Annotated in this window: 11 protein-coding genes and 1 pseudogene; 11 read left to right on the top strand and 1 reads right to left on the bottom strand. The window is 38.8% G+C overall.

Annotation, left to right across the window (positions count from 1 at the left end; translation table 11 throughout):
* The first annotated feature begins 18 nt into the window (after positions 1-18).
* From H3V00_RS01050 to H3V00_RS01025, 6 genes are all read left to right on the top strand, one after another.
* Positions 19-1,149, top strand: coding sequence for a P1 family peptidase (locus tag H3V00_RS01050; protein WP_198206653.1), 1,131 nt, complete (start codon positions 19-21; stop codon positions 1,147-1,149).
* 431 nt (positions 1,150-1,580) lie between these two features.
* Positions 1,581-2,999 (top strand): type I glutamate--ammonia ligase, encoded by a 1,419-nt coding sequence (glnA, locus tag H3V00_RS01045; protein ID WP_025330382.1) that lies wholly within the window; start codon positions 1,581-1,583, stop codon positions 2,997-2,999.
* A 351-nt stretch (positions 3,000-3,350) separates the two neighbouring features.
* Positions 3,351-4,850, top strand: coding sequence for an exopolyphosphatase (gene ppx, locus H3V00_RS01040; protein WP_174831374.1), 1,500 nt, complete (start codon positions 3,351-3,353; stop codon positions 4,848-4,850).
* 25 nt (positions 4,851-4,875) lie between these two features.
* Complete coding sequence (corA, locus tag H3V00_RS01035; RefSeq protein WP_198206654.1) at positions 4,876-5,952, top strand: magnesium/cobalt transporter CorA; 1,077 nt, start codon at positions 4,876-4,878, stop codon at positions 5,950-5,952.
* An 81-nt stretch (positions 5,953-6,033) separates the two neighbouring features.
* Positions 6,034-6,531, top strand: a complete 498-nt coding sequence (locus H3V00_RS01030) for an acyl-CoA thioesterase (RefSeq protein ID WP_025330379.1) — start codon at positions 6,034-6,036, stop codon at positions 6,529-6,531.
* A 20-nt stretch (positions 6,532-6,551) separates the two neighbouring features.
* A complete protein-coding gene (locus H3V00_RS01025) occupies positions 6,552-7,175 on the top strand; it encodes a riboflavin synthase subunit alpha (protein ID WP_198206655.1) in 624 nt (207 codons plus the stop codon).
* 106 nt (positions 7,176-7,281) lie between these two features.
* Here the strand turns inward: H3V00_RS01025 and H3V00_RS01020 are convergent, their stop codons facing one another.
* Positions 7,282-7,743: a hypothetical protein gene (locus H3V00_RS01020; RefSeq protein WP_198206656.1), complete on the bottom strand. Its 462-nt coding sequence runs from the start codon at positions 7,741-7,743 to the stop codon at positions 7,282-7,284.
* 1,852 nt (positions 7,744-9,595) lie between these two features.
* Between H3V00_RS01020 and ribBA the strand changes: the two are divergent.
* The 5 genes and pseudogenes from ribBA to H3V00_RS00995 all read left to right on the top strand — a co-directional run.
* Positions 9,596-10,678 (top strand): annotated as a pseudogene (ribBA, locus tag H3V00_RS01015) (bifunctional 3,4-dihydroxy-2-butanone-4-phosphate synthase/GTP cyclohydrolase II); the annotation flags it as partial.
* Between the two features lie 152 nt (positions 10,679-10,830).
* On the top strand, positions 10,831-11,727 hold the full coding sequence (locus H3V00_RS01010; RefSeq protein ID WP_084562634.1) for a DMT family transporter: 897 nt from the start codon (positions 10,831-10,833) through the stop codon (positions 11,725-11,727).
* A 133-nt stretch (positions 11,728-11,860) separates the two neighbouring features.
* Positions 11,861-12,313, top strand: coding sequence for a 6,7-dimethyl-8-ribityllumazine synthase (gene ribH, locus H3V00_RS01005; RefSeq protein ID WP_100116341.1), 453 nt, complete (start codon positions 11,861-11,863; stop codon positions 12,311-12,313).
* Positions 12,314-12,347: 34 nt separating this feature from the next.
* On the top strand, positions 12,348-12,764 hold the full coding sequence (gene nusB, locus H3V00_RS01000; RefSeq protein ID WP_084586444.1) for a transcription antitermination factor NusB: 417 nt from the start codon (positions 12,348-12,350) through the stop codon (positions 12,762-12,764).
* 234 nt (positions 12,765-12,998) lie between these two features.
* A complete protein-coding gene (locus tag H3V00_RS00995; RefSeq protein ID WP_198206657.1) occupies positions 12,999-13,760 on the top strand; it encodes an RDD family protein in 762 nt (253 codons plus the stop codon).
* Positions 13,761-13,893: the final 133 nt, after the last annotated feature.

Raw genomic sequence — 13,893 nt, 5'->3', positions numbered from 1 at the left:
GTAAAAAGGAGAAATATTATGACTAAGAAACGTGCACGGGAATTAGGAATTCCTCTAACCGGCACCACTGGCAAAAACAATGCGATAACCGATGTATGCGGCATTGAAGTTGGCTACAGTACTGTTATCTATGGTACACCGGATGAATATACAGGTCCGGGTTCAGCCTTTGCCCGTACTGGTGTAACCGCTATTTTGCCCAGAGGTAAACAACGTAGTGCTGTATTTGTCGGCAGGCATGATTTAAACGGTAATGGAGAATTAACCGGCACACACTGGCTGGATGATTCAGGTTTAATGCATGGTCCGGTACTCATCACCAATACTAACAGCGTAGGTATTGTACGCGATACCACCAGCAAATGGATGATAGATAATCACTTTTATTTTCCATATGTTAACAATGGTCAGCCTGTAGACGGCGTAGGATATTTTTATCCGGTAGTGGGCGAAACATGGGACGGATTATTAAACGACATTAATGGTTTTCATATCAGACCTGAACATGCACTTGAGGCTTTAAATAATGCACACGCAGGTGCCATTGCTGAAGGTAACGTCGGTGGTGGCACCGGCATGATCTGCCATGATTTCAAAGGTGGTACCGGCACCGCATCACGTATAGTCAGCACAGAAGCCGGTGAATTTACTCTGGGTGTACTGGTACAGGCCAACCATGGGATGCGTGATACTTTTCAAATTTGCGGTATTCCGCTGAAAGATGAATTTGGTCCTGAAACCATGCCTGTAATTAATACTTTTGCCCCCAAGCCGGGAACAGGATCTATCATTGTGATTCTGGCTACCGACGCCCCGTTACTTCCCTGGCAACTGAGTAAACTCACCAAACGTGTCCCTATTGGCATCGGCTTACTCGGCGCTTATGGTGATAACGGTTCCGGCGACATTTTTCTGGCTTTCTCCACCGCTAATGAAAATGCTTACAGTCTGGGCATCAGCAAAATTGATATGCTGAGCGATGAAATTATTGATCCGCTTTATATTGCCACAGTAGAAGCAGTTGAAGAAGCAGTATTAAATGCTTTATGTGCAGCTGAAACCATGGAAGGTCGTGATCACAATCTGGTTCAGGCGCTACCGCAGGATCAACTGTTAGCAATTTTGAAAAAATACGGAAAAATCAAATAAATAACTAATATTTATTAATTTCAGCCCGTTAATTATGAGTTAATAGACAACTTACGGGCTGAAACAAATCAATACGATTCGATTCAAATATCAGCATTCTGAATCAATAACATAAGAAAATTTGAAATAACGCCTTTTATTTACGGTAATATTCTGCCTGATACATCAACCTGGCTCTTCCTTATTTCCTGACAATATTTGATTTATTAAATTTTTCTGTAGTGAATATCTAAATCTGATAGTTCACAAATTCTGATATAAACCAGAATAGATATATATAACAACATGTTTTTAAATAAATTAATTTAATCCGTTATAAAAAACCAGCTTTTTTTACATCAATGCGTTTTTTTTACAAATTGAATGTGGCAGAATCACCTTAACTTGCCGGAGAGTTTGTCACTCTCCAGACCTTAATGGGAGCATTAAATATGTCAATAAAAAAAGTAGTTAGCCTGATTGAAGAAAATGATGCCAAATTCATTGATTTGCGCTTTACCGATACAAAAGGCAAACAGCAGCACGTATCCGTACCAGCCAGAATTGTGCTGGAAGACCCTGAAGAATGGTTTGAAAACGGTCAGGCTTTTGATGGATCTTCCATCGCCGGCTGGAAAGGAATTCAGGCTTCCGATATGACTCTGAGACCAGATGCATCGACAGCATTTATTGACCCTTTCTATGATGACACCACAGTTGTTTTAACCTGTGATGTTATCGATCCGGCCAATGGTCAGGGTTACGACCGTGATCCGCGCTCCATCGCAAAACGTGCCGAAGCTTATCTGAAATCAACCGGTATCGGTGATACTGCATTCTTTGGTCCGGAACCGGAATTTTTCGTGTTTGACGGCGTAGAATGGCAAACCGATATGAGCGGTACCCGTTACAAAATTCATTCTGAAGAAGCCGCATGGTCTAGCGGTAAATCATATGACGGTCAGAATACCGGACACCGCCCGGGCGTTAAAGGCGGCTATTTCCCTGTAGCACCTGTTGATTCCGGTCAGGATTTACGCTCAGCCTGCACCCAGACACTGGAAGCTATCGGTATTCCGGTAGAAGTACATCACCACGAAGTTGCCACAGCCGGTCAGATGGAAATCGGTACTCGCTTCAATACACTGGTGCGCCGTGCTGACTGGACACAAGATATGAAATATGTCATCCAGAATGTTGCGCACAACTTTGGCAAAACTGCTACTTTCATGCCAAAACCTATTCTGGGTGATAATGGTTCCGGTATGCATGTACATCAGTCTATCTGGAAAGACGGACAAAATCTGTTTTCCGGTGACGGCTATGCCGGCTTGTCTGATCTGGCTTTGTACTACATCGGCGGTATCATTAAACATGCTAAAGCACTGAATGCGCTGACTAATCCGTCAACCAACTCTTACAAACGTCTGGTACCGCATTTTGAAGCCCCGACTAAACTGGCCTACTCTGCCAAAAACCGTTCAGCTTCTATCCGTATTCCGTACGTTGCCAGTGCAAAAGCCCGCCGTATCGAAGCTCGCTTCCCGGATCCAACCGCTAATCCTTATCTGGCTTTCACCGCTTTGTTAATGGCGGGACTGGACGGCATCCAGAATAAAATTCATCCGGGCGATCCTTCAGATAAAAATCTGTACGATTTACCACCGGAAGAAGATGCTCTGGTACCAACCGTATGTGCTTCTTTAGAAGAGGCACTGGAAGCACTGAAAGCAGACCACGAATTTTTAACCCGTGGCGGTGTATTCAGTCAGGACTGGATCGACAGCTATATTGAATTCAAGAGCGATGATGTAAAACGCATCCGTATGGCACCACATCCGCTTGAATTTGAAATGTATTACAGTCTGTAAAATATTAGTCTCAAGCTGATTCTCAGACCGCTTATCTGTGAATAAATCTTCCATACCGGCAAAATTTATCCCACAGATACAGCGGTCTGAATTGTATCCGGATTTCAGCTGATTCAAATTCTATGCACTGTGGCAATCTGTCAGCATAATGGCAATGTAAAGTATTCAGCTCTGCCGAAATACTTAAGTCCATTCAATCGCAAATTTCCCCTTTTTATTTTTATCCAAAAATAAAATTCACTGTTACTTGTGTATCATTTTCGCCGACAGTATTCGGTAAAACAGCCATTCATGGCAGTTGTGGTAGGGATACGGTAACATTATGCCTATCTGAACTAAAAAATATTTATTATGACCACGCAAGACATGCTCGCTACTGTAGACCTAGGCTCTAACAGTTTTCGTCTCCAGATTTGCCACAATCAGAACGGCCATTTACAGGTTATTGATTCCATCAAAGAAATGGTAAGGCTGGCAGCAGGACTGGACGAACAAAAAAATCTTGATCAGGATTCTCAGCAACGCGCATTGGATTGTCTGGCCAGATTCGGAGAAAGGCTGCGTGGTTTCAATCCCGATCAGGTAAGAGTTGTTGCAACCAATACTTTTCGCGTTGCCAAAAATATCAGCCAGTTTATACCGCTTGCCGAAGCCAGACTGGGTTTTCCGATTGATATTATTGCCGGACGCGAAGAAGCCAGACTGATATATACCGGTGTGGTTCATACCTTACCGCCTAAGGGTGAAAACATGCTGGTAATAGATATTGGCGGCGGCTCTACTGAATTTGTTATCGGACAGGATTTACAGCCTGCCATTACTGAAAGCCTGAATCTTGGCTGTGTTTCCTACAGTATGCGGTTCTTCCCGCGCGGTAAAATACACCATAAAAATTTTCAGGCCGCAGTCAACAATGCACGGGCAGAAATTCAGCGTATTTCCGTCGCACTCAAAAATATTGGCTGGCATCACGCTATTGGTACCTCCGGCTCTGCCCGCTCTATTCGCGATGTGATTGCAGCCGGCGACACAACCATTGATGCAATTACCGCAACACAAATGCACAAAATTGCCAATCATATTATTGCAGCCGGAAGCACCAAAAAAGCCAAACTGGAAGGCTTAAAATCAGACCGGACAGAGGTTTTTGCCGGCGGACTGGCTGTGATGATCGCCGCCTTTGCCGAACTGAATATCAGCGAAATGACAGTAACCGATGCCGCACTGCGGGATGGTGTGTTTTACGACATGATCGGACGACAACTTGGTGATGATATGCGCAACCAGACTATAGCTGATTTTCAGCAGCGCTATCATGTTGACACCATCCAGGCAGAACGGGTAGCCGTGCTGGCTCAAATGATATTCAATCATCTGTCCGCCTCCGTCTCTCCTGATCATCCGGAACAATGGCAGCAATATGTACACTGGGCTGCGCTGGTACATGAAATTGGTCTGGATATTTCCCATACTGGTTTTCATAAGCATGCAGCCTATATCCTCGATCAGGCTGATATGCCCGGTTTTTCACGTAAAGAACAGCATATTCTGGCCACAATGGTATTAGGACAGCGCGGCGACCTACGGAAAATAGCCGAATTCAGTCAGCAGGAAATGCTCTGGCTGGGTATATTGTCATTACGGCTGGCTGCACTGTTCTGCCGGGCACGGCAAGACATTCAGATACCGGTAAATCATTGTGACATTCACTATGACCAACAGTTAAGGAAACTGACCATCAGCCTGAGTAAAGAATGGTTAAAACACAATCCGCTTACAGATAGTGTCTTATTGCAGGAATCTGTTTTATGGCAGAAAATTGGATTACAGTTAGAAATCAAAGCCATGTAAACCATAATTCAGTCAAGGATGTCCCATGAGTACAACGCCGAATGTTTCCAGTAACAAACTGGCTCAGACCCATAATCTGCCTAGTCTGGTACATCGCAGCAATGTCAGCAACATGCCGGCACAATCCATGACTATTATCCGGATTAAAGAAAAGCAACTAATCAATCATAGCTTCACCGGCGACGATATATGCAGTAAAAACATACCGGCACCTGATACAGACTGTCTTACATGGATTCACCTGATTGGTATTACTGATAACGAACAGCTGCATCAGCTATTACAGCCTTTTAATATCCATGAACTGGCCATGGAAGACATGCTTAGTCGCAAGCAGCGTCCGAAAATTGAAGACTACGGACATTATCTGTTTGTAGCCGCACGAGTTTTTGTTTATAAAAAACAAAAACTGCAATATAACCAGATTTATATCATCATTGGTCAGAGTTATATTATTACTTTCCAGTTTGAACCGCTCGGATTACTGCATATTATCCGTAAATATATTCAGCATAATTACAGCGATATCTACCGCAAAGGAATTGATTTTCTGGCGTATTCATTGCTGGATCGTATCATTGATGATTATTTCGTTACTGTAGATGAATTTGACAATCGGGTTGAAGGTGTTGACAAACGCCTGTTTAGCAACAGTAATAAAAACTTACTGATTCTGATCCATCAGTTAAAACGTGATGCCAGTAATCTGCGCCGTACCCTTTCCCCTATTCGTGATATTGTCGGCCGAATTGTACATGGAGAATTTTCCATGTTCAGTCAGAACACCCATGTTTATTTACTTGACGTGTATGACCATACCCAGCAATTAATGGAAACGCTCGACAGTGCACGAGATACTGTAATGGGCATGATGGATGTGCATTTATCCTATCAGTCAAACCATCTGAATGAACAAATGCGCATGCTTACCGTTATCACTATCATCGTCATGCCACTGAATGTCCTTACCGGTATCTATGGGATGAATTTTGATAACATGCCTGAATTACACTGGCATTATAGTTATTTTGTGGTACTCGGTCTTATGGCGACTATAATTATTAGCTTATTAATTTATTTCTACAGACGTCGCTGGTTATAACTATCAATAGCTTCTATAATAACAATCAGTCTTCATAGAAAGACAATAATTAACACAGAAACACACATCAGAGGCTAGTCCATGAAACCTACACCTTTACCACCGCAAGGTGCGCAGCATCAGCTTTCCATGTCTGTACTTATGACTCCAGCATTAGCAAATTTTCACGGAAATGTACATGGCGGAGATTTACTCAAGCTACTGGATCAGGTAGCCTATGCCTGCGCCAGTCGTTATTCTGGCGAATATGTAGTAACATTATCAGTTGATCAGGTAATATTCAAAGAACCAATTCACGTGGGCGAACTCGTTACTTTTTATGCGTCAGTCAACCATGTCGGCCGAACTTCAATGGAAGTTGGTATTCGCGTGGAAGCACAGGATATCCAGCATCGCAGTGCACGTCACACTAATAGCTGTTATTTCAGCATGGTTGCTGTAGATAAAAACGGCAAACCTACAGTTGTACCGCCGCTATGTATTGCCAGCGAAGAAGAGGCTCGTCGTTTTCAGGAAGGAGCCATTCGCAAAGAAGCCCGGTTAAAGGCTGCAAAAACCAGACATACACAATCTGCCTGATCTGTTTAAAGGGAATATAAATGTTTACAGGAATTGTCTGCGGTTTAGGTACCGTTACCTCTATTCAAGAGTATGAACAATTGCGCACAATACAGGTACGTCTTCCTGAGGGAGCCTGTGACAACTTGACTATCGGTGCTTCTATTGCCAATAATGGCTGCTGCCTGACCATTACAGCTATTAAAGGTGATGAAGTATGTTTTGATGTCATGGCGGAAAGTCTGGCCAAAACCAATTTAGGACAATTACAAGTAGGTGATGCGGTAAATATTGAGCGTGCTGCACGCTATGGGGATGAAATTGGCGGTCATATTATGAGTGGTCATATTTTTACTACGACCACCATTAATAAAATTGAAGACACCCCTGATAATCGTACTGTCTGGTTTAATCTCCCTGAAAGTGCAGCCCCTTATATCCTTACTAAAGGTTTTATCGGGCTGAACGGTTGCAGCCTGACCATCGGCGAGGTAACCACTACTGAATTTAACGTTCATCTGATTCCCGAAACCATGAACCGGACTTTATTTGGAAGCTGTCAGGTAAATGATCGCATCAATCTCGAAGTGGATGCTCAGACACAGGCAATTGTTGATACCGCGCAGAAATATATGCAACAGTATATAAATAAAGTAAAAAATTAATTATAAATTTGCTTATATACAAAATATGTTATATAAATATACAGAAACTGATTACTATTTATCCAAATAAGTATTAATCAGTTTCAAAATATTCGGCTATAAATAATTATAAGTTATTAATTTTATCTTTAAACTGAGTCTTATCATAAATATTAAAGTACCAAAGTGACAGATATATAGATAATATTGTTGCAGGTAAAATCAATAATCCTATTCCTAGCAGGTCACTAAAACTCAAACACAATACAGTGTTAGGAAAACCACAGCAAAAGCCAATAAGCACCAATATTTTCAGAAAACGATTAGTAGAAATATCAAATATCCATCCGAACATCATAATTAATAATATTACTGTGGCTAGAAAAGCCATTACTCCCAATGTGAAATAAAAAACCTCACTACCGCTCATATTTTCCGGCATAGGCATAATATGCAATAAACGTAAAAACGGAAATGCTTCATTTTCACCTACAATACCTAGAAAGAAACATGGTAACCCTATAATCAGACACATGACAGAAATAATAAAACGACGTAGAAATGTAGCCATAGTATATTCTTTATCCATAATAGTTATCCTCTGTAATAATATTGATTTAAAATACAATATATTTATTAAATTTATTAACTTATTTAACAAACTCAATACGAGCAGATGTGACAGTTAGTTTTAATTAATGAAATATTTTACGGCCATTTATCATACTGATATTTTATATTTTTTTAATAGATATTTTTTAAATATAAAAACTAAATCATACTATAACTTTATTGATGACATATTTTAGCTGATTACCTTTAATCTAATTCTCTTTGGCTTTGTTGTGGGCTGGTAATTTGCACCACCTTTCAAATACCAATAAGCTAGGTAATAAGTAAATATGTATAAAGGGAGGCATAAAATACCTAGCAAAAATACCAAACTGAATAATAAATGAGGAATAGCACAACATGACGCGATGATCACAACTGTCTTAATCCAAATATTTGATTTACAGTTAAAAGCCCATCCTAAAATCATTAAAACAAGTATAGTAAGTATAAAGTAGACTGATAACAAAAGCAGAATAAAATCATTATTTTTGTTATCCTTATAAATTAATCCGATATACAACAATATTGGATATCCATAGCAAATTATAATTGCTAAAGAAAAACATAAACGCGAAAAAAATACTGTTGGTGTAAAAGAGCTCATTACTATTCCTATATTTTCATAAATAAACTTTTCTTTACATTTATAAACAAATTATAACTTTAATAACTTAGATTTTCAATTTTTTTATTCTAAAAACTACAATTTAATTTTTTATTATTTCAGACAAATCCAGATTAATTTTTTTTAGATACATACATATATTCAGACAATTTATATCTGGAATAAAATTTTTATTAAAAAATTGAATTTAATAGCTAACAAATTTATCGGATACTTTATTTTTTGTAATTATAAGATTTATTTATTCTGACTATATAAATAAGAAATGACTGGGACAATCACTATTGAGCTTGCAGATATTGCTTACGGCACGATGTGTATGGAAAGCAAATTTAAAAAAATCTATACTATTAAAGTTCAGAAATAATATTGATATCGAATTAAATCAAATGAGTCAATCACTGGTTTTGTATAGATATCTATCAGGTAAAATCTGGCTCAAAATTTATTCCCGAAACTGTTTTCCATATAGTGCAGCTGATTAAAAAAATCCTTGTCTACAAGATATTTAATTAAAAGAATAGAAAATATAATTAAATATTATTTTATCTCGATGATAAAAGCTATTCCGCCAAGTCTGTATTTATCTACCCTTCTACAATCAATCAGTTTTCAAAACATCTTATAGAGATATTCCGCCATATACTCATGCAATCATAAGCAGAAACCTTTATAAACATCTTTTTATATACCACGTAACATTATTTACCATACCATTCTGTCGTTACTTTCAAAAAATTTCCACTTTAATCTGAACATGCAGAATTAATTTATGAGTCTGCTTTATAGTAAATTGTATAATCTTATGACTGCCAGAATAATCTTTGTTGGTGAGTTGGCAAGTTTTGTGAGAAAAATTTGCTAACTGACTGAACTTTACCTTTTTCAAAAATTCAGCTTGTCAATACCTGAATAACCGAAGAAATCGACTGACTCATGTTTTATCCATCAATAATGCCTGCGAGTAAAATTTTATTATCTTATTGCCTATTCTGTAACTTGAGTAAAAAATCATTATTATTTATATAATTTCCTGCCCGATTAATGATATTGCAGCTTAATCTGTTTATTTTAATTTTTTTATTCCGGTAATTTCGTAGCCGGCATTCGAATAACGCTAAGATAAAAGCGCACCAGCCCCGGTAATCCAGAGTAAAATAACTCTTATTTTATTAAGGGAGCGTTGTTTACTATCATGAGTATTGCCACCATTCCTGAAATTATTGCCGACATAAAAGCCGGTAAAATGGTTATTATTACTGATGCAGAAAACCGTGAAAACGAAGGTGATTTAATCATGGCTGCACAGTTTGTCACACCTGAAGCCATCAATTTCATGATTAAATATGCCCGGGGTCTGGTTTGCCTGCCTCTGGAAGAAGAAATAGTAGATCGCCTCCGCTTACCACTGATGACACAGAATAACGGCGCTCAGTATGGTACTAATTTTACGGTTTCCATAGAAGCAGCACATGGTATTACTACCGGTATTTCCGCAGCAGACCGTGCCCATACTGTACAGGCAGCAGTTTCCCCTACAGCCAAAGCAGAAGATATTGTCCAGCCGGGTCACATTTTTCCATTACGTGCACAAAAAGGCGGCGTTCTGGTTCGTACCGGACACACTGAGGCAAGCGTTGATTTAGCCAAACTGGCCGGCCTGATTCCGGCAGCCGTTATCTGTGAAATCATTAATGACGATGGCACTATGGCCCGTATGCCGGAGCTGATGGTTTTTGCTGAAAAACATGATATTAAAATTGGCACTATTGCTGATTTGATTGAATATCGCAGCCGTCACGAAAGTCTGATAGAAGAACTGGGAGTAAATACTATCCATACAACATGGGGAGATTTTACTCAGCATGTATATGTTGATCAATTATCCGGTGAAACCCATCTGGCACTGGTTAAAGGCGATCCGGAAACTGCCGGTGAAGTGCTGGTAAGAGTACATGAACCATTTAGCGCCATGGATTTTCTGCAACCGGATCAGTTGCATACATGGCCACTACCTGAAGCTATGGCACGTATACAGCAAGCTGATGCCGGTATAATTATACTGATGCACCGTACTGAAACCGGAGCCACTTTATTAGACCGCACCTTACCCAAAGGCACTCATCAGACCAGACAGTGGGATAGTAAAACTTATGGTATCGGTGCTCAGATACTGGCTGGTTTAAAAGTCAAACGCATGCGGGTAATGGGTAAGCCTTCTGCCTTTACCGGCCTGAATGGATTTGGTCTCGAAGTTACCGGGTTTGAAGAACCATCCCGATAATAATTCTTTACTAAACAAGTATATATTTTAGTAACACAATTAAATACAATACCCTACCTCAGGCTGTCTGAATTATCTGTTGCCATGGAACACCGGCATCGGGTATTTTCCGACAGCCTATTGTAATGGCTGTTATTTAAGGATGGTATCTAATGCAACTGACCCCGCAAAAATGGGCTGCTTCCGGTTTAACTTTCGGCTGCGTTGTTTTCGGACTCGGCAGCCTGATTGTTAAATTTGTATCTATTGGTTCTTATGCCATCGCATTATGGCGTGTATTCATTGGTGGTATCGTTTTTCTGTTTTTAAGTCGCTATTTTGGTCAGAAACTGCCTGAAAGCAATAAAGCAAAACGGTTTTGTATGCTATCAGGTGTATTTTTAGGTTTTGATCTGGCATTCTGGCATGAAAGCATTCATGCAGTAGGTCCGGGAATTTCTACTCTGCTCAACAGTATGCAGATTTTTTTTCTGGCGGCAATTGCCTGGTTTTTCTTCGGTGAACGACAGAGCAAATTACAACTATTCAGCATGATATTGTCTGTAATCGGCATTTTACTGATCGCCCACCCTGAACTCAGACACAATTCACATGGTGGCTATGGTATTTTTATCGGTCTGATTTCCGGTGCAGCAATGGCTGCCTCTATGGCATGTATTCGTCAGGCACATCTGGCAGAGCCGGTTGCATTATTTCCGCTAATGCTGCTGGTCAGTGTCGGAGCAGTCGGTGCATTAATTGTGCCAAGTATTCTCATTGATTCAGGTCATTTCTGGCCTACTAACACAAAAGATATTCTTCTGATCATGATTTATGGTGTGGTCATGCAGTGTTTTGCCTGGGGGTTAATTGCTTATGCCGTACCGTTGCTGTCACTGACTTTAACCGGTTTATTATTATTAAGTGAACCTGTTGCTGCGATTCTGATCGATTTTTTCTTGCTGAATAAACCGATAAATACTGTGCAATGGACTGGTACGGCACTGACCTTACTGGCCATTTATCTGGGCTCACTTAAGCCCAGACACAAACAGAAAAAAACAGTTTAAAGATTCCACCCTATTGGCAAATTCGGTAAAATCAGAATGCTAAGCATAAATACTTGTGTGTCTGTGATATAAGTATTTTATTCTGGACAATGCAAGGGTGCTTGAGACGTAACAGATGAAAAAAGGAAACTGAATGAATACCATCACCCCGGAACATAACGGCTCTGGCCTGCGTATAGGCATTGTACAGGCACGCTTTACTAATCCTATCGGAGCAGAGCTGGTCAAAGCCTGTTGCAGCCGTTTAATTAAACTGGGGGTTAAAGAGAGCGATATAACTTTGGCTACTGTACCGGGTGCTTTAGAAGTACCTCTGGTATTAAAAAGCATGGCTGACAGCGGCAAATTTGATGCATTGGTGGCCATCGGAGTGGTTATCCGCGGTGAGACTTATCATTTTGAGCTAGTGTCCAACGAAGCCGCCGCAGGTGTATCCCGAGTTAGTCTGGATCACAATATACCCATTGCCAATGCTATACTGACTACCGAAAACGATGCTCAGGCACTGGCACGTATGCACAATAAAGGCAGTGAAGCGGCTATAGTGGCAGTAGAAATGGCCAATCTGCTTAAAATTCAATATTGATTATTTATTAAACAAGGACATTGTATACATGTCAATGATTACACCACGTCGTCGTGCCCGTCAGTTTGCTGTTCAGGCTTTATATCAGGCACAACTGAATAACGAAGAATCAGCTGCTATTATTGCGCAGAATATCCGTGATAATGAATATTTCGCCAAAGCTGATGAAGAATTGTTTACCCAGATATTTTTTGGTGCCTATAACAATCAGCGTGATTACATGAAACGGATCCGTCCTCTGCTGGACCGCCACGAAGATGAGCTTAATCCAGTTGAACGGGCTGTACTGCTGATGGCCTGCCATGAACTTTCTGCCATGCCGGAAACACCCCATCCAGTAATCATCAATGAAGCTATCGAAATTACTAAAACCTTTGGTGGTACCGATGGCTATAAATTCATTAATGGTATTCTGGATAAACTCTCGGCTGAATTGAGAACATCTGCATGATATAAAAACGGATTAGCTACATCATAAAACAGATATTTTATTTAAAAATATCTGTTTTATTTATAAAAAAAACATATTTACCAAATAAATCTAATAAAATATAAATAAATTCTGATATTATTATCAAATAATATTATGTAAATATATAATATTATTTTTTATAAAAATTAACTTAAACATTGCTGATTTATAAGCATATTGAATTTGATTTCACACTAAGAGATTTATAAATTTATGTCCTGTACTCAACAATCTTCAGCATTAAATGATAAACATAATTTCTTAATGACAGAAAAAGGCGGCCTGGTTGAACTGGCTCCGCCATGGAAAAGAGTTACAGCATATCTAATTAATTATGCAATTTATTATTTTATATTTTACATTTCTTTACATGTTTACAATTTTCAAACTGATTATGAATCGAATCATTCACAAAATATTATAAATCCTTTTGAATTATGGTTTTTTGCAAATTATAGAACTGATAAGCCAATAGAATCTATTTTTTCATTCTTATTTATGGATGATGAGTTTGAGGGAGGTGTACATCAACCATTACGAATATTCTTATATATCATATTACCTTTACTCATTTATGTTGTGTTTCAATTTATACAAATGAGTCTAACAGGTCAATCTGTTGGTAAGCGATTAATGAAAATCAAAGTTATTAAAAAGAATGGTAAGAAAGCTGGCTTTTTCAATGTAGTATTAGTCCGTGAAATTTTTTATACATTCATTACTCTTATCCTTTTTACAATGTTAATAATAATAATAGATGTGCCAACCAATCTAATGGATTTCGCTAAAAATGTTGGAGTTTACCAGAATTTTATTTATAAATTTTTAAATTATTTATATAGGATTTTATGTATATTCACTGAATTTTCAACTTTATTTCTTTTTATTTGTATAATTATGTTATTTATAAGAAAATCAGATTATCGTACACTGCAAGACTTTTTGGCTAATACAATCGTCGTTAAAATTAAATAACTAAGAAGCCTCAGGAAAAATTAAAATTTCTTGAGGCTGACTAAATTTAAAATTATTCAAATAATATTAATAATTTTTTTATAAAGCTATTCTGAAATATTTTATACTACTTTGATTTTTGCAAGTTTACCCT

It is taken from the genome of Snodgrassella sp. W6238H11, assembly GCF_016100525.1.
GTDB lineage: Bacteria > Pseudomonadota > Gammaproteobacteria > Burkholderiales > Neisseriaceae > Snodgrassella > Snodgrassella alvi.
This window is presented reverse-complemented; position numbering and strand designations above follow the sequence as displayed.